The organism is Marivirga tractuosa DSM 4126 (assembly GCF_000183425.1).
GTDB classification, from domain to species: Bacteria; Bacteroidota; Bacteroidia; order Cytophagales; family Cyclobacteriaceae; genus Marivirga; species Marivirga tractuosa.
Map to the genome: position 1 here is coordinate 2,201,177 of NC_014759.1, position 18,356 is coordinate 2,219,532.

Sequence of the window (18,356 nt, forward strand, 5' to 3'; positions counted from 1 at the left end):
AATATTATTTTAAAATTAAACCTTAGGAAATGCCACTATAAATTTAGCCCCTTTACCTAATTCACTCTCACACCACACACTGCCATTCATTTCTTCTACGTATTTCTTCACAATAGATAAACCCAAGCCCGTTGAAGTTTCATCTCCTGTAGGCTTCGCAGAAAGGGTCATATATTTAGTGAATAATTTGACCTTATCTCGTTCTGATATTCCTGGTCCTTGATCCTCCATATAAACATGATGATAATCATGATGGCTTTCGGTTCCAATAAACACTGTACTCCCAAAGGGCGAAAACTTCAAGGCATTACTTACTAAGTTTTCAAAAACTTGTTTGAGGAAAAAGGGGTCAACCATAACGGTTTTTCCATTCACAATATGGGAAATATCTACTGAAATATTTTTAGATACAGCTTTTTCCTCAAATTCGGACACCGTTTCTCTCAGTATTTCTGCCATATCCACTGTAGTGATCTTATAGTTTAGGCTCTTCTTTTGAATCGACTCCAAATCTAATATTCGCTCTACCAACTCCTTTAAATGGAAATTTGAGTTCTCAAGTTTTTCAAAAATCTCAACCTCCTCTTTATCCCATTTTTCACTTTTAAAACCTAAAATAGTGATTAAGCCACTCATTTGGTTAATCGGACTTTTTAAATCATGAGCCACTATGCCAATTAATTCATCCTTTTGCTTATTTATATCTGACAACTCCTTGTTTTTTCTCTGAAGCAATTGTCTTTGATGTGATATTTCATCTTTATTTTGATTCAGTTCATTTAATAATTCCTGTAATTGTTCACTTTTCTCTTTTAAAAGTACATTGTCTCTTTGTCTCATTCGGTTTGAACGAACCAATAACAAGACTATAATTACTACAAAAACAAGACCTATGCTAACAGATACAATGATGACCCACTGCAATTCTTTTTGACGTTCAGCAGCAATTAGACTTTGACTTTGTATTTCCTTTTCCTTGTTTAGAAAAGCAATTTCGTCAGCTCTATCTGCCACATTATCTCCAGCTAGCCCCCAAATCAATTCTGAATAATCATTCCCAAGATATCTCCTTATTATTTTATCTGCTTCAGCACGGTACAAGTAACTCTCAAAGTAGTTTTTAACTGTTTGCTCCCATCCGTTCCCTAGTTGATATATGAATCTATATCCATCTCTTTTGACTTGAAACTTGCTATGCCGCTTTACTGGATTCCCCTTCCCTATTTCAATAACATAAAATGGAAGACCAACATAACCTACCATTTCCCTGTTTCGACTAACCAAACGTATGATATCCTCATCATTCGGAACGTCAACATAATTTAAGTCTAACTCAAACCTCTTACTAAGCTTATCCAAATCATCTTTATAGGTAGTACTTGAAATGGTAGCTGCTTCAAAGCCATTAATATGTGTCTTTAGAGCTTCTCCATCTTTTAAAAATGGGACAGAAAGGTGAGTAATAAACACGCTTACATCAGGCATATAGGAATACGAAAAACCTACTAGTTTAGCCCGATCCTCAGTTTTAGAAATAACTGAAATACCGAAAGCTGGAATCTCGGATTTATTAACATAATCAAACACAGAATCAAAAGTTGGGACTTGCTCCCATTCTACGAAAAGCTTTACAGAATATTTCTTTTCAATAAAACGAAGATAAGAATCCATCATTTCCTTTTCTATACCCAATAAATTCCCAATTTCATCCTTATAAATGAAAGGTTCAATTGGATAGTAGTAGACCTTGACTTTGCCCGATCCTTCATCAAGAATATCCTGAAAAGACTCTGCAGATACTAGCCTTCCCTGAAATAGAAATAGAAACAATATGATAACAGATATTCTCAAATAAAAATATATTTCATATATACAATGCTTTTAAATTGCCACATGGAATTCCCATAAATATATTCCTGTCATAGGCAGGCAAGCTATCCCTTGCATGGTAAATTAGGGACTCTAAATTTATGCTCATTTCATGTGTACTCTCTCTTCTTTAAGAACAGCCCAATTCTCTGGACAAGTATGCTACAAATCACAATCTTCTTCACTCCTCATTCCCTTTTCAGGATTTGGATTACTACAATAACTGCATCTAACATAACATTCAATTCTTAAAATAAGCAGAAAGCCTCCATTAAAAAAAATATTCGACCACTTATGGACAATATTTATCAAATGGTTTTAAAGCAAGAAAGTAAATTTTATTGAGAAAAACTGTTTGGATTAATACAGAAAGGTACAGACTTGTTATTAATCGTTATTATTACTAAAGTCGCCACGTTTGATTGCTCTGTAAATTTCAATCCACGACATTGGGTTTAGTAAAGGATTAATTCTTACAGAATTCTTAGTCTGATTGTAATAGGCTTGTTGTTGAACGAACCACCTATGATTCATGGAGCCATCTGCTGGTAAGGTCTTGTACATCTTCTGAAGGGTGGCAGGATCGAGGTTCTTGTCCATATTACTGAATTCATCTGGAAGTCTTACAGCCAAAACAGCTTGCTTAAAGGCTTCAACAGTGGGAGGCATATTATAAACTTGAACTTCATCTAACAATTCCGTGTCCTGCTGCAACCGAAAAATTACTTTAAGGGTAGTGCTTTTAATTTCAGGTACAACATAGGTTGCTTTTTTGAAACCAACCGCACTGATTACAAGACTATCACCTTCCAATGCAGGCATAGAAAAAAAGCCATATTGGTTAGTTGATGTACCTCTTCCAAACACAGGTGTATAAATATGCACCCCCGGTATCGCTGAACTATCACTGTCTAAAACTACTCCAGTAAATTGTATTACCTTTTCCGTTTCAGTTTCTTCTCCTTGAGAATAGGAAAAAAATGACACGAACAACAGTATTAATAATATGGGAAGTTTTCTTTGAACCATATTTCACAAATATAATAGATTATAAACTAAATTATTAACGATTCGGTTACTCTTTAGTTATTGTAACACTAATTTAATCCAACTTTGTTATTTTACAACACTAATATCTCTAGAGGGACGGACATATGTATTTGCACTTCTTCCAATAGAATAATGATCTTCCTAACAAAGCAAGGATAAATTATAATTGCATTTGGATTGTTAAAGTTCATTTATCGTTTTGTACTTTTACTTTTAGTGACTAACAAGCTTATGAGGCTCAAGAACTTTACTTTAAATTTCAGTGTACAATTTTATAAATGCCTTTCTGATGACTCCCGCTTGCGCATGCTATTTTTGGTGCATCAGAACCAAGAAATGTGTATCTCTGATTTAGAAATGATTTTGGATTTCACTCAAGCCAAAACTTCCAGACATCTATCTTTTCTAAAGAATAATGGCGTTCTAAATTCTAAGAAAGTTGATCAATGGGTGTTTTATTATGTGAAAGAAGAAGTAAAGGATCTTTTAGCACAAACCTTTAAATTCGTAGAAAAAGACCAACAATTACAGAAAGATTTAGAAACCTTTAAAGTGATGTATTCCAATAGAACACTAGCTTTAAATAAATTACACAGCAAAAAATGGGTGAAATAAATTCATATAAACATATTTTCTTTGATTTGGACCATACACTTTGGGACTATGAAAAAAATTCTAATGAGGCATTAAGCGAATTATTTCTAAAACATGAACTCAACAGCCTTGGAATTAGTAGTTGTGAGCAATTCAATCTTTGTTTTGAAGAAGTAAACCGAAATCTGTGGGATGATTATAATAAAAACAAGATATCTCGTGATGGAATTAGAGAGCAACGATTTTTGCAGATATTAAACCGATTTAAAATAAATAACTTCGAACTGAGTGAAAAACTTTCTACTGAATATTTAATGCTTTGTCCTACCAAGCCTCATCTCATTCCTTATACTTTTGAAGTGTTAGACTATCTCAAAGATAATTACCAACTTCATATTTTAACTAACGGCTTTAATGATGTTCAGAAACTAAAATTAGAAAAATCTAGGTTACATACTTATTTTTCAACTGTGGTCACTTCTGATAGTGCTGGGTACAAAAAACCAATGACTTCAATTTTTAAATATGCAATTGATAAGGCGGAAGCAAGGAAAAATGAGAGTATCATGATAGGGGATAATCTGCAAACTGATATACTTGGAGCAAGAAACTTTGGAATGGATACTATATATTTCAATCCAAAGAAAGAAACCCACAAATCAAGTGTTACACATGAGATCGATTGCCTAAGTCAATTAAAATCGATATTTTAATAAAGGCAAGTTCCTATCCAACTGATTGAAATATTAAACGTATCAATGAAATGAAAAAATATAATTGGAATAATAATTGCTAGCTTTAGCTGAGCTAAAGAAATATAGAGTCTATCAACAAAATCATATCAAAATGCAGAGGTTATTTTTAAGTATACTGTTATCAATAGTATTTTCATTTCAAATCTTAGCGCAAGAAAGCAACACACCAAAAGATTCTGCATTTGGTATCGGTGCTGATGCTATCATTCTATTGGATAGTGGACATAGTGTATACAACGATAATTTCGAGCTTGTTTTCACCCACACCACCAAAATCGAAATTCTTACTGAAGAAGGGCTAAGCTGGTCAAAGGTAATGATACCCTACAGCGAAAAAGACTCACTCCTTTTTATTAAAGGCCACACTTACAACTTAGGTGAAAATGACTCACTGCAGATTGATAGTTTGCAATCTTCTGACATCAGCAAAAAAATTAATGGCGGAATAGTTGAGAACTATTTCTCCATGCCAAAAGCTAAAGTAGGAAGTGTAATAGAATATACTTATCAAATTAAAATAGCTGATTGGCAAGAGTTAAATAGCTGGTATTTCCAAAATGACATACCCGTTGTAAAATCAACTTATACTACTGAAGTACCCAATTATCTATTGTTTTACAAATATTTGGAAGGCACTTTGAGTTTAGATGATTTTAGCAGAAAAACTGTTAAAAAAATGATTAAAAATAAGCAAACAGATGTTTTGATCGAAAACTTCGAAATAGATAGTATACCTGCTTATGTAATGGAAGAAGACGTTCCTGGATCAAACTACTTTATTTCAAAATTGAGATTTAAGCTAGCTGAATACACTTTGCCAAATCAGTCCACTGAATTTATCCTACCTCAAGATTATGAAGAATTAGCCTACAATTGGGCAGGCGCTCCCTTTTTCAAAAATGTATATAGCCGCAGTAGTTATCTACAAAAAGAAATAGATAAAATATACCACCCTGAATTATTTGAAATAGATGTTATAAAAGGCTTCTTTTATTTTATTAGAAATAATTTCACTATTGATTTAACATTTAATGATAAAAGCTTGGAAGAGGCGTATAAAGCAAGAAAAGGCACGCCACAACAGATCAATATGCTTTTAACTAAAATGCTCAACCAATCAGGTTTCGATGCTTATTTAATTGCTTTAAGTTCTATCGAGAATAGACCAACTTATCCAGAAAACCCTTACTTTGAACTCTTTGATGTCTACATTTGCATGATTAGACACAATGGCAAAAATTATTTCTTAGATGCTTCTGATAAGAACTTACTATTCAATATGCTGCCTCCAAATTATATCAATAATGGTGGATTAGTCATTTCACAAAAAGCACCCGGTTTTGTGCCTTTGGAATTTAATTTTGAAGATAAGGAGAAGGTAACCGGAGAATTTATAGTAACTGATACTGCAACCATTGAAGGAACTTATGAAGTAAAAAGAGAAGGATATGCGGTTTATTCTTTTGACGCAAGATTCCTTAGTAACAATAGATCATATAATGACTATTTGATTGAAACTATATTCGAAAATATGGATTGGAACATTAAAAACCATGATGTAGTTGATGAATATGATGACAATAAATATTTAAAAGAGTATTTATCTTTTGTTAGACCCGCAGATTCGGTGGCAAAAAATTATATTGAGATTCAGCCTATAGTTTTTAATGAATTTTCAAAAAACCCACTTCAAACTGAAAAAAGACAAAATCCACTTACACTTTATACCCCCCTGATAAGAATGGCAAGCTATGCATATGAAATCCCAGAAGGGTGGACTGTTTTAGAGTATCCAAAAAACAAAAGCATTGCCTTACCTGATGGTAAAGGAAAATTCATGTATCAGTTTAATAAAACAGGCAATAGTTTAAAAATAGAATATACTATTGATTATGATCAAGTAATCTATATGCCTGATGAATATTCAATGATTAAAAAATTCATGCAAGAAGTAACAAGCACTCTAAATCAAAAAATCATTTTGATTCGTTAATTGTGCTCTCTCAAATAGCGTAAGCTTTCAGCTACTACATCTCCCATGGTTATACAATCATTAAAAGACTGATGTTTATAATGTTCTGCTAACTCAGCCCTCAGGTTAGCGATATTTTCAGGTGTTGAAATTACGTCTTTTCTCATGGCCTTCATTAATTCCTTTAGGCTATGGTCAGATGCCTTCATTCTATTTACAATCAATGAGCGCTCCTCTTTTTGATATTGTTTAACCGTGGCAGGAGTCATCAACTCCAATCCTAATTCAATAATAGGATTGTTCTGTTTAAAATATTGAGGCATGTATACTGCTTTCCTGCCTTCATAAGACTGCTGATCGAAGTCGATGGATTTTATCCTGTAATGGATTTCCTCAAAATCAGGCGTGATATCGATAACAAAATTGTTGGAATGCATATCGCCTAACAATCGGACAAAACATCTTTCGGTAAACTTTACGAATTCTTTAGCTAATCTGATTTTATTCAGTTTATCGTCATTCATATAATTCCTGATAAACTGATCTCCTGGAATCCCTGGAATATGCTCTTCAATAAGTGTGTCTCCATTTACGATATAACTCATTCTGTTCGGAGAAAGAAGATGCTCTAATTCCAAACCATAAATTCGAGAAGCATCGGCTTTTTTAATGTAGAAATAATCGAAGTTATCATTGATTTGATTAACTATTCGTACTCGGAACGGATAGGTATTGCCATAAGTGCAGGCATCCACTCGGTCGACATAAAGATGTTCCATTACAGATAAGTCTCCATCTGCTTTTAAAATGGCATAAATATTCTTCAAACCATAGTAAATATGTTTCATGTCATCCTGTGGAAAAAAAAGGGTTTCCCACAGCGTATCGTTGTCCTCGCTGTCATACAAAGGAATTGCATTATTGGACCTCGTTAAATCACTATATTTGATGGGGATATCGAGTTGCCTGCCATGATTGCGCAAGTACTTCATCAAATTATTACTAACAGGAAATATTTTTTTCTTCTTACTTATTAAAGCCATATTCGAATATAAAGCCTTTTCAGTAAAATTTTATTATGCAGTCTTTTTTCGTATGTTAATTTCTTCTGTACTAAAAGTAGATGTATTGTTAATATTCAACTCTTCGACTTTTTTATGGTTTAATTTGTATGGAGAAGAATCGGCATAATAAACCAAAGACCAATTACCATCTTTATCTTCCCCCAAAGCACTCATACTTTCTACCCAATCACCTGAATTCATATAAATCAACCCATCGATTTCTTTTAATGCTGGCTGATGAATATGGCCACAGATGATTCCATCACAATCTTTAATTTTCGCAATTTCAAGAAGTTGCTTTTCAAAATCATCAATATAAGAAACCGCAGATTTTACTTTTGATTTGACCACTTGGCTGAGAGAATAATAGGGTAAGCCCTTACTTCTTCTGTATTGATTATATTTGGAATTCACCCACAATAAGAACGTATAACCAACATCTCCTAACTTGGCAACCCATTTAAGATTAGTGGTGATTGAATCGAAGATATCACCATGCACTACGTAGAATTTTTTGCCATTACTTTCAATTATTAAATCTCTAGTAATGGTAAGGTTTCCTACTTTAAATGGAAGTACCTGATCCAAGAAATCATCATGATTCCCTCTTAAATAAATCACCTCGGTTTTATGTTCCTCAATCATTTTCAAAATTCTATTGATAAAGCGAGTATGTTTCCTTTTCCATGTGCCGTATTTTTTGAGTTGCCAACCATCAATAATATCTCCATTGAGGATTAACCTATCACAACTGCATTGTTTAAGGAATTTAACTAGTTCTTTTGCTTTGGATCCTTTGGTGCCAAGATGAACATCAGAAATGACTAAAGTTTTGTAGTGTGTTAACATGACCTCTTTTGGTTTCCTAAAGGTCATCATTGAATATTAATCCATGATTAGTTGGTTGTTAAACAAAAAAGAAGATTTGAGGCACTTTTCAAATTTTAGTAATGTTGGTATAAAAATACCTCAACATTAAATTAATCCTCAATTTTAAAAATGTTCAATCTTACCCAATAATAGGTGGTCTATATCCTAAACTAGGGTTAGCAAGCTTAAGTTAGATTTGGGAAAACATATACCAGAAGCAGAGGCATCTCCATGCCACAGGCTTAATCTCTTTTTTTAATAACTAAGCTCCTTCTTTGGATAGAACTAAACTGTATAAATCCTAAAGGTTCATTTTCGGGATTGGTCAAGTTTTTAATATTGGAATCAGGATTTACTGGTGGTGGGCTAAACACTCCGCCATCATTAAATAGTAGGTTAATAAATTCCACATAATATTGATAAACATCTTCATTTAGCGTATAAAGCTCTAAAACTACAGAATCATCTTCCTCAAAAGATCCAGGCACTGGAAGTGCTTGAAATTCTGATCCAAAAAATTCTGATGTTAAGACAGAGTTAGAAAAATCGTTCCTAGAATTTCTCAAAGTATCATTGACAGTAACCTCAAGCTTGAAATACTCAATACCTTCATTATTCAATTTCCCGTTTACGAACATGAAATAACCATCTCCAAAAACAGGCTGACCTAGTGCTTCTAATTCTTCAGCTGACAAATAATAAAGTGAATCCAATGTAGCATTTTCCAACACATGTCCTTTTACTTCCAGAAGTTCCTCTTTCGCTTCGATTTGAATAATGTATTCTTGGCCAACAGCTAACCCGAACGGGCTATTTGATTGATAAACACTATCTTCGGAACTGTAAGTAAAATAGAATAAAGAATTATAATCAACATCCATTAACCTGACAACTGCTTCCGTATACGGTGCTAATTCAGAGGTGTCATAGTAATTTAAGCTTTCTGATATTTTTATTTTTTGGATGACTCGTTCATTAGTCAAGTTCCCTTCAATAACTAATTTTGGTTCAGATTGATCTAATTCCAAATCGATTATTTCTTGGCAGCTCCAACTGAGCAAAACTGCTAAAAACAAGCTCAATATTTTATTCTTATTTGCTTTCATCAGTTAAAAGAAAAATTATATGTGATAGAAGGAATGATTCCAAATAGCGAAGTCTTCACTGCTGCAGGTCTTGTACTAGTGACTGGCCCATCTTCTGATTCATTGAAAGTTGCATCGTTATTATTAACCTGCCTGAATTCGATTGAAAATGGATTTTTTCGATTATAGACGTTATAAAATGAAACCGTAATCTCGTGGCTATAACGATTTACATCACGAAACTTATAGGTCAAGCCTAAATCCATGCGATGGAAATCGGGCATTCGACTAGTATTTCTCTTGCTATCATCATAGTAAGGAATATTCTGCCCATTCATAATATATCTTCCTTCAGGGAAGGTCACTGCAGCACCTGAAGCATAAACCCAGTTTCCAGAAAAAGAGATTTGTTCTGAGAACTTATGAGACAATACCAATGCAATGTCATGGGGCTTATCGTAGCGAGCTAAATAAGGCTCCCCGCTAGCAACACCTTCAATCTGCCGTTGAGTCCTTGATAAAGTATAACTCAACCAACCCGTTGTTTTTCCAATATTTTTCCTCAACATAAATTCAGCACCATATGACCAAGCAATTCCATCTGCCACTGCAGTTTCAATTCTATCATTTAATAGCACATCCTCTCCAGGAAGAAAATCCACTACATTCTGCAACCATTTGTAGTAGCCCTCAACTGATACTTCCCATTTATTTTCGTTAATATTTCTAAAATACCCTAAAGCCACTTGATCTCCAATTACTGGTTTAATATGGTAGTCTGCTGGAATCCAACGGTCAGTAGGGAATCCTGCCGTTGCATTGGTCGCAACTTGTAAATATTGTCGCATTCTATTGTAGGAGGCCTTTAAACTTGTCTTAGAGTTGACCAAATATCTGACTCCTATTCTTGGCTCAAAGCCTCCATAATATTTAACAACATCTCCACTTTGATAAACATCAGTTCTTATTTCGTTCTCAGGCATTTTCCTTTGTCCCTCTTGATAGATTGAAACAGAATCGGGGCCAACTTTAGCAAAAGAGGAATAACGAACCCCATATTCTAAACTCAACTTATCATTAACCTCTTGTTGATTACTGACATAAAGCGCAGTTTCTACAGCAAAATCATTCTGCAGATTAAAATCCTGAATATTTGAATCTTTAGAGGCGATTTCTGCAGGTGCAAAGACATGGTATATAGCATTTGCACCAAAGAACAATGTATTATTGTTGTTAAGAAAATAATCAAAATCCAGTTTCAGATTATATTCCTGTAAACCTGAATTCCAATTGAACCCTGATCCGGCCGAATTCACATCAAAACCATAATCGAAATTACTATAGAGCAAGGTCGTATTTAGAAATAATTTATCATTAAATAAGTGATTCCATCGTGTAGAAAAAGTGGCATTTCCCCAGTCAAAACCAAATAAGTCTTGAAACCCTAAATTATCTCTTCCGAAATAGCCCGAAACAAATATTTTATCTTTATCACTGAACCTATAATTGAATTTCGTATTAAAGTCATAGAAATAGAGCGTATTATTTCTAATGTTTTCATCTTGAGCAAAGGCCAAAAACACATCTGCATATGTTCTTCTTCCAGATAAAAGCAATGACGATTGATCTTTTACAATTGGAACTTCTGCTGTCAATCGGCTGCTGATGGTTCCAAGGCCACCAGACACAGCAAATTTTTGATTATTCCCTTCTCTCATTTGAATATCCAAAATAGAGGAAACTCTACCTCCATACTTAGCAGGGATTCCCCCTTTATAAATTTCGACATTCTTTACGGCATCTGGATTAAAAACTGAAAAGAAGCCCAGTAGGTGGCTGGCATTGTAAACTGTAGCTTCATCTAATAAAATCAAATTTTGATCTGAACTACCTCCTCTAACGAACATACCAGAGGTGCCTTCTCCTGCTGTGGAAACACCAGGCAGCAATTGCAAACTTTTTACCACATCCACTTCACCAAAAAGAGCAGGCATGGATTTAATTCTTTCAATTTGCAGTTTCTCAGTACTCATTTTTACTGAACTCACATTTTCATCGCTACGCTTTGCAGAAACTACTACTTCCTCTAGGCTTGAAGCTTGTTCTTCTAAATTGAAATTAAGAGAGATGTTTTCTTTGAGATTTACTTTGATCTCTTTATTTGCGAAACCTACATAACTGGCTTTTAGCGTATACTCTCCTTTGGGCAATTCGAAAGAATAAAAGCCATATACATTAGTGGCTTGACCAACTCCTGGCTCATTTTTGTCTACAACGGTGGCTCCAATTAATACTTCACCGGAACCAGCATCTTTAACATATCCGCTAATAGTATATTTCTGAGCATGTAATGAAGAAGCAAAGAAAAACAGTATTATTATGATTCTAAATTTCATAAGGTTTGATAGTAGGAAAATTCACTGTCAGGAAAACGAAGCAGCATGGCTTTTGTTAATGAATTAATAAAAACTTAACAATAGCATTTATAAATGGAGAAAATGTAGGATAAATAAAAACCGATGGCGATAAATAAAAAACCATCGGATTCAATTCAAGTGGTAAAAGTAAAGGCTTTTTTATTCAGCAGACTGAATCTTTTCATCAATATACTTCACTGCTTGATTGATAGTAGATAATTTTTCAGCATCCATATCTGGAATTCTAATATTGAAATTTTGCTCAAATTCCATTACCAATTCTGCATAATCTAAAGAATCGATACCCAAATCTTTTATAAAACTTGCATCAGCTGTTACCTCCGAACTAGCAATACCTAGTTTTTCGACTAAGATACTTGTAATGGTTTTTTGAATTTCTTCTTTTGGCATTTTGACTATTTTTTCCACAAATATAACTTTTTAAAGGGTAATCACTAAAATTTTAATACAAACTCTGTACCAACACCTAACGTAGACTGTACTGAAATATTACCCTGATGTTTTCTCACTATTTCTTTGGATAAACTCAGGCCAATTCCAGAGCCGTTTTTCTTAGTAGTGAAGAACGGAATAAATATTTTTGTTAAAGCCTCTGGTTCAATTCCTGCACCATCATCTTTCACACTAATAACGACTCTTTTTTTGTTGTCGAGGTTGGAACTAATCCATATATTTTTTTCTTCCTGTTCTGAATCAAAAGATTCAGATGCATTTTTAACTAAATTAATAATAACTTGTTCGATTAATTCCCGATCGATTGAAATCTCTGGAATCCTTTCATCCAATGACTTATGAACATTAATTGACTTCCCTTTTAATTCTTTACTCATTAATAAAGAGATTCCTTCCAATAGAACATTAATATTTTCATTTTTGAGTTTAGGCGTTGGTGTATGAGTTAAATTTCTAAACTCATTTAAAAACCTAATCAGTCCTTCGCTCCTACTTTCAATTGTTTTGAGAGAATACATCAAATCCTCCATATCGTCCTTTTGGATTGGGACTTCTTCTGCACCATTCACCTTGTAGCCACTTAGCATTTCTCTTGTAGTGCCAGTTAAGGATGATATAGGCGTAACAGAGTTCATGATTTCGTGCGTCAACACTCTAATCAAGTTTCTCCAAGCTTCCATCTCTTTTTCATCCAACTCTGTTTGAATATTCTGTAAAGAAACCAGCTTAAAATGTTTATCATGTAATTGTAATTCAATGGCATAAACAGACAGCTGTCTGCTTTCTTCGCCAATGTTCACTTGAATCAACTTACTTCCACCAGTTTTTAGCTCCTTAAAAGTATCGACCAACTCTTCACTTACATTAGTTAATTGTTGGATATTATGAACCTGATAGGAAGTGTTCAATAATTTTTTGGCAGCAAAATTATACAATTGGATTTCACCTGATTTGTTGAAGGTGATAATTCCAATACCTACATGCTGTACAATATTTCTAAAATACTGGTATTCAGCTTCCTTTTCCTTCTGTCTATCTTTAATAGTGGAAATAATAGATTTATATTGCTGCTTTAGCTCCTCATTTTTTTCTTCTGGTTCAAAATCAATTTCCTTATTTTTCAATTGTTCCAAAAAACGATTTATTGAAATTTCATTTGCAGCCTGCTCTTTAAAGAATGACCTTAATTGAACTCCCGTCAACACTAAAAATATTAAACCCAAAAATGTTGATTCATTATGAACCACTACTATTGCCCATACAAAAATTGTTAAGGTCAATAAGACAAGTCTAATTAAAAATCTTTTTAAAAGGGGATTATTGAAGGTCATATTTACTTAATCTTCTATATAAAGAGGCTCTCGTAAGCCCCAACTCTTCTGCAGCTTTTGAAATATTTCCCCCATGAATTTGTATTGCTTTTTGGATAGTCTGCCTCTCAACATCTTCAAGGTTAAAACTATCGTCCATTGTTGTTGATTGCTGTGTGCTTGAATTACCACCTTTTGATAAAAAGAAGAAATCATCTGCTTCCAAAGTCGATTGGTCTGCCATTATCAAAGAGCGTTCAATAGCATGCTGCAATTCTCTGATATTTCCCGGCCACTGATATTTCTGCAATAACCTTAATGCATTCTGGCTGATTTTCATATCGCCTTTCTTATACTTTTTGGCATATATTTTTAAAAAGTGATCAGCTAAAAGTGGAATATCCTCAATTCTTTCCCTAAGAGCAGGCAAATGAATTTCAACCGTATTGATTCTATACAGTAGATCTTGTCTGAAATCGCCCTCATTCACTCTGGCATTAATGTCTTCATTGGTTGCACATATTAGCCTCGTATCAAAGGGAATAGCCTCATTACTACCCAAGCGAGTAACCGTTCTACTTTGTAGAACATTTAATAATTTTGCTTGAAGTGGCGCACTTAAATTACCAATTTCGTCTAAGAATATGGTACCCTTATCTGCAATCTCAAATCTACCTGCCCTGTCTATTTTAGCATCCGTAAAAGCGCCTTTTTTATGTCCGAAGAGTTCACTTTCAAACAAGGAATCTGTTAAGGCTCCCATATCCACGCTCACAAAAGAATGGTCTTTCCTAGTTGATTTCTTATGCAATGCCCGAGCAATCAATTCTTTTCCAGTACCATTCTCGCCCAAAATAAGCACATTCGCATCAGTAGCCGCCACTTTATCAATAATCGTGAACACATTTTGAAGTGCTCTACTTTCGCCTATAATTGACTTGAATGGTGCGTCTATGGATTCTTCCAATTGCTGCTTCTCCTGTTCCAGTCGGCTGACTTGATTATAAGAATTTTTCAATTGAGCAGCCGCATGAATAGTGGCCACTAATTTCTCATTTTGCCATGGTTTTAATACGAAATCAGTAGCTCCTTTTTTCAAAGCATTCACAGCAGTTTCCACATCGCCAAAGGCCGTTATTAAAATTACCACTGCTTTGGGATCTCTTTCTTTTATTTGTTCCAACCAATACATCCCCTCTTTTCCGCTGGTAGTATCCTGACTGAAATTCATATCCAATAGAATCACATCATAGGTTCCCTGATTTAAAAGAAATGGAATCTTTCGAGGATCTTTTTCAATAAACACTTCCTTTACATGTTTTTTCAACAGCATCTTGGCTGCGAAGAGCACATCCTCATCATCATCTATTATTAATACTTTATTGATTTCTTTTTCCATTACATTTGATTTCTATGTTGAATAAGATAAAAACAATGCCAAAACCCAAAAGGAGGTTTTCAGCTTACAATTTAGCAAATCGGATGGAATAACTGTTCATTTTCGTACATTATTGTTGCATTACCGTACAATTTTAGGATTTAAGTGAGAATATTTTTTCTTTAGGGAATGATAGTAGTAGCTTTGTGGTTTATAAAAGCAAATTACAAAAGCAAAAATTATGTCAACAGCAAAAAAAGGCGACAAAGTAAAAGTTCACTACACAGGTAAATTATCAGACGGTACTGTATTTGATAGTTCTTTGGAAAGAGAACCTATTGAGTTCGAATTAGGTGCAGGACAGATGATTGCCGGTTTTGACAAAGCGGTAGATGGAATGGCAATTGGAGACAAGAAAACAGCCGACATCCCTAGCGCAGAAGCTTATGGTGACAAAAGAGATGATATGATGGTTCCGGTTCCTCATGATAAAGTTCCTGAAGAAATCAAACCAGAGGTAGGTATGCAATTGTCAATGCAACAGCCTGATGGTCAGGCTTTACCTGTTTTAGTAGCAGAAGTAAATGATGACCACATAGTTTTGGATGCTAATCACCCTTTAGCAGGAAAAGACTTGAATTTCGAAATAGAATTAGTTGAAATCAGCTAATCAGTTTAAAAACTTAATAATGAAAGCCTGACAATTGTCGGGCTTTTTTTGTGACCAATTTTTCACCTCACACTCCTCTTTAAAATTATCTTGGCAAATAACCCTGGAAACAATCTTTTCAGGAGCACTCCAAAACGTTCCGTTCCACCAACAACGGTTTCCAACTTATCTTTTTCAACTGCACTAATAATTCTTTTAGCACATTCTTGAGCAGACATTCCGTTGGCTTGAGCATTATCCATTTCACCTGTTGGTTTTCCATCGGACCCTAAGGCATTGACTGAAACATCAGTTTTAATAAAGCCAGGGCAAACCATGGTGACTTTTATATTATCATTATGAAGTTCAGTTCTTAAAGAATCAAAAAAGCCGTGGAGCGCATGTTTAGCCGCAGCATAAGATGAACGCCAAGGCGAACCAAATTTACCCACTAAGCTACTGGTAACTACAAAGTGTCCTGCTTTTTGATTGACCATATGTGGAGCTACCGCTTTAGTCAGGGCTATAGTTCCGAAATAATCAATTTCCATAATTTTCCTGTCCACAGATAAATCGGTTTCCAATGCCATCCCTCTTTGGCTAATTCCTCCATTGTTGAAAAGAATATCAATCCTACCAAAATGAGCCAATACTTCTGCTACTTTGGAATCAAAAGTTTTAATGTCAGCCAAATCCAAAGGAAGAATCATTATATTCTCGGGCTTAGAAGATTTAGCCCTAACCTCTTCCAATAATTCCTTTCTTCTAGCTGAAATCACCACTTTAGCTCCCTTTTTAACAAGTTCAAAAACTATAGCTTCCCCTATCCCTGAACTTGCACCTGTTACCCAGGCAATCTTATTTTTAACTTTTGTCATATTTGACTCATTTCATCATCTAATAAGCGAATTTACATTATATCCACCTCATTTCGCTAGAAAAAACGCAGGAAAATTCAACTATTTAATTAGTTTTATAGAAAATTATTTTATATTCACCTTTTTGCTACTAAAACTTAAAACTGGCATGAAATATATCTCTTTAATTCTTACTATAATCTCTGCTATATCATTTACTTGTTGCAACCAAAAACAGGAAAATACTGATAAGGCATCGAAAATAAGTATCTCGATCGATTCAACCATAGTGGATTCTAATGAAGAAATCATTGACACTAAATACGGGCTGAATACTTTTGGATTTGATAAAGAAAAAGACTTTATCTATAAGTTCAATAGCAATAATCGTCATGGATTAGAGGTGATCGATATGAACAAAATGGAACTAGTAGGATTTATTCCTTTTGAAGTTGAAGGACCGAATGGCACCACAAACAGAATTACAGATGTCAATTACCTTGAAAATAATTCAATTGCTCTAACTATTCATCAAGCCATTCTACTATTTAACATGGAAGGTGAATTACTGCAGAAATACGTTATCTCAGAGGAAGATTTTGCAGGAGATTCAATCCCCAAAGATTTCAATATGGAGCCCAGTGGATTATTCCTGCCAGCAGAGAAGCTTTCCTTCAATCTAATTAATAAAGGATTTGGAGAACTAAGAGGCTTTTCTCAATTAGATCTGACAACAAACTCCAGGAGCGTATTCCTTCTTGATGAATTCAAAAAACTATCTGACTATCACATATCACTGACAATAGATGGCAGAATGATGATGTTGAGGACTTATATATATTCAAATTTTCAAAATGACAGATATATTTTAAGTCATGACATGGAGAATGAACTATTCTATTATGACTTAAATTCAGATAGTATCATTCATAAGGAATACAAAAGTGAATTGAGTGCCAATAAAAATGAGGTCTACGGCAAAGATGTTGAATCCAGAGAAGAACTAGGGAAAATCATGTCTGCCCGAAATAAAAGTATTCGATTTAAAGACATCGTATTTGATCAATCTCGTAATCAGTATTATCGCTTCTCTTCCTATTCCACTACACCAGATCAAGAGGAAGACAAATGGAATATTATCTTGACTATTTTTGATAAGGATTTAAATCAACTCTTTGAAATTGATAATATCCCTTTAGAAGAAGTGCCTGAAACCTACTTTGTGAAAGACGGAAAAATTTACATTTATAAAAACATGGAAGATGAATTAGGCTTTTTGACTTTGGCTTTCAATTAGAACTATTCAAGTTTCAATATTTGGTTACAAAAGCATCAGGAAAGCGATCTGAAATTTTTTCTTTAAGTTTATCAGCTCGTTTTCTATTGCCATAGTCACCCAATATTAACGCATACACTTTATCCCCATTCAATTCTTTTACTTCCACATAGAGTTTTGCTCGATATGATTTTTCAACGTTTTCTGAAAGTTTAAGCATATTATCAAATCCTTTGAAACTGCCCACTTGAACACCAAAGCCCGCGGGATTTTTTCTTTTAACTTTCATTTGAAAGTATGATTCATTTTCAATGTTTTGGTCAATCTGTACTGGTCTATTGCTGTTTGATCTTCCATCTCCTGCATCAACCACTTCAATTCGAACTTTAGCTAAACCCTGATTGATGAACTTCAATTTTTCAGCAGCAGATCGTGATAAATCAATAACTCTTCCGTCCACATAAGGCCCTCTGTCATTTATCCTTACTTCCACGGTTTCCTGATTATCTAGGTTTGTAACCTTCACAATTGTTCCGTAGGGTAGACTTTTATGGGCTGCTGTTAATTTTTTATGCTTATATTTTTCGCCACTTGCAGTTTGTTTACCTTCAAATTTATCGGCATAGTAAGAAGCGGTACCTGTTTGCACTTGAGCAAAAGATGCTCCAAGACTAATTAAGGCAATTGAAAAAGTAAATATTAGTTTTTTGAGCATTTTAGTTCTTTTTTTGTGTGC

Annotated in this window: 16 protein-coding genes; 5 read left to right on the forward strand and 11 right to left on the reverse strand. The window is 34.2% G+C overall.

Annotation, left to right across the window (positions count from 1 at the left end):
* Nucleotides 1–15 precede the first annotated feature (15 nt).
* The gene (locus FTRAC_RS09230; RefSeq protein WP_013453969.1) at nt 16–1,851 is read right to left on the reverse strand and encodes an ATP-binding protein; all 1,836 of its coding nucleotides are present in this window, start codon (nt 1,849–1,851) and stop codon (nt 16–18) included.
* 405 nt (nt 1,852–2,256) lie between these two features.
* Nucleotides 2,257–2,856 (reverse strand): carboxypeptidase-like regulatory domain-containing protein, encoded by a 600-nt coding sequence (locus FTRAC_RS09235; RefSeq protein ID WP_185094450.1) that lies wholly within the window; start codon nt 2,854–2,856, stop codon nt 2,257–2,259.
* Between the two features lie 294 nt (nt 2,857–3,150).
* On the opposite strand from FTRAC_RS09235, the gene FTRAC_RS09240 reads away from it, so the two are divergent.
* The 3 genes from FTRAC_RS09240 to FTRAC_RS09250 all read left to right on the forward strand — a co-directional run bounded on the left by FTRAC_RS09240 (nt 3,151) and on the right by FTRAC_RS09250 (nt 6,261).
* Complete coding sequence (locus FTRAC_RS09240) at nt 3,151–3,534, forward strand: ArsR/SmtB family transcription factor (protein WP_013453971.1); 384 nt, start codon at nt 3,151–3,153, stop codon at nt 3,532–3,534.
* Nucleotides 3,522–4,226, forward strand: a complete 705-nt coding sequence (locus FTRAC_RS09245) for a YjjG family noncanonical pyrimidine nucleotidase (RefSeq protein WP_013453972.1) — start codon at nt 3,522–3,524, stop codon at nt 4,224–4,226. Before FTRAC_RS09240 ends, FTRAC_RS09245 begins: the two co-directional genes overlap by 13 nt.
* A gap of 133 nt (nt 4,227–4,359) precedes the next feature.
* Nucleotides 4,360–6,261 carry a DUF3857 domain-containing protein gene (locus FTRAC_RS09250; protein ID WP_148230063.1) on the forward strand — a complete coding sequence of 634 codons (1,902 nt, stop codon included), beginning with the start codon at nt 4,360–4,362 and terminating at the stop codon, nt 6,259–6,261.
* Here the strand turns inward: FTRAC_RS09250 and FTRAC_RS09255 are convergent.
* From FTRAC_RS09255 to FTRAC_RS09285, 7 genes are all read right to left on the reverse strand, one after another.
* Entirely contained in the window at nt 6,258–7,283 is a 1,026-nt protein-coding gene (locus FTRAC_RS09255; protein WP_013453974.1) for a hypothetical protein, read from the reverse strand. The genes FTRAC_RS09250 and FTRAC_RS09255 overlap by 4 nt on opposite strands.
* 33 nt (nt 7,284–7,316) lie before the next feature.
* Nucleotides 7,317–8,153 carry a UDP-2,3-diacylglucosamine diphosphatase gene (locus FTRAC_RS09260; protein WP_049784251.1) on the reverse strand — a complete coding sequence of 279 codons (837 nt, stop codon included), beginning with the start codon at nt 8,151–8,153 and terminating at the stop codon, nt 7,317–7,319.
* A gap of 263 nt (nt 8,154–8,416) precedes the next feature.
* The gene (locus tag FTRAC_RS09265) at nt 8,417–9,280 is read right to left on the reverse strand and encodes a DUF4249 family protein (RefSeq protein ID WP_013453976.1); all 864 of its coding nucleotides are present in this window, start codon (nt 9,278–9,280) and stop codon (nt 8,417–8,419) included.
* Nucleotides 9,280–11,655, reverse strand: a complete 2,376-nt coding sequence (locus FTRAC_RS09270) for a TonB-dependent receptor (protein WP_013453977.1) — start codon at nt 11,653–11,655, stop codon at nt 9,280–9,282. The genes FTRAC_RS09265 and FTRAC_RS09270 overlap by 1 nt, the downstream gene beginning before the upstream one ends.
* 180 nt (nt 11,656–11,835) lie before the next feature.
* A complete protein-coding gene (locus FTRAC_RS09275; protein ID WP_013453978.1) occupies nt 11,836–12,087 on the reverse strand; it encodes an acyl carrier protein in 252 nt (83 codons plus the stop codon).
* Between the two features lie 44 nt (nt 12,088–12,131).
* Complete coding sequence (locus tag FTRAC_RS09280; protein WP_185094451.1) at nt 12,132–13,430, reverse strand: sensor histidine kinase; 1,299 nt, start codon at nt 13,428–13,430, stop codon at nt 12,132–12,134.
* 37 nt (nt 13,431–13,467) lie between these two features.
* A complete protein-coding gene (locus tag FTRAC_RS09285) occupies nt 13,468–14,859 on the reverse strand; it encodes a sigma-54-dependent transcriptional regulator (RefSeq protein WP_013453980.1) in 1,392 nt (463 codons plus the stop codon).
* A 220-nt stretch (nt 14,860–15,079) separates the two neighbouring features.
* On the opposite strand from FTRAC_RS09285, the gene FTRAC_RS09290 reads away from it, so the two are divergent.
* A complete protein-coding gene (locus FTRAC_RS09290; protein ID WP_013453981.1) occupies nt 15,080–15,508 on the forward strand; it encodes an FKBP-type peptidyl-prolyl cis-trans isomerase in 429 nt (142 codons plus the stop codon).
* 62 nt (nt 15,509–15,570) lie between these two features.
* Here the strand turns inward: FTRAC_RS09290 and FTRAC_RS09295 are convergent, their stop codons facing one another.
* On the reverse strand, nt 15,571–16,365 hold the full coding sequence (locus FTRAC_RS09295) for an SDR family oxidoreductase (RefSeq protein ID WP_013453982.1): 795 nt from the start codon (nt 16,363–16,365) through the stop codon (nt 15,571–15,573).
* Nucleotides 16,366–16,513: 148 nt separating this feature from the next.
* Between FTRAC_RS09295 and FTRAC_RS09300 the strand changes: the two genes are divergently transcribed.
* The gene (locus FTRAC_RS09300; RefSeq protein WP_013453983.1) at nt 16,514–17,641 is read left to right on the forward strand and encodes a DUF4221 family protein; all 1,128 of its coding nucleotides are present in this window, start codon (nt 16,514–16,516) and stop codon (nt 17,639–17,641) included.
* A 13-nt stretch (nt 17,642–17,654) separates the two neighbouring features.
* On the opposite strand, the gene FTRAC_RS09305 is transcribed toward FTRAC_RS09300, so the two are convergent.
* The gene (locus FTRAC_RS09305) at nt 17,655–18,335 is read right to left on the reverse strand and encodes a septal ring lytic transglycosylase RlpA family protein (protein ID WP_013453984.1); all 681 of its coding nucleotides are present in this window, start codon (nt 18,333–18,335) and stop codon (nt 17,655–17,657) included.
* Nucleotides 18,336–18,356 lie beyond the last annotated feature (21 nt).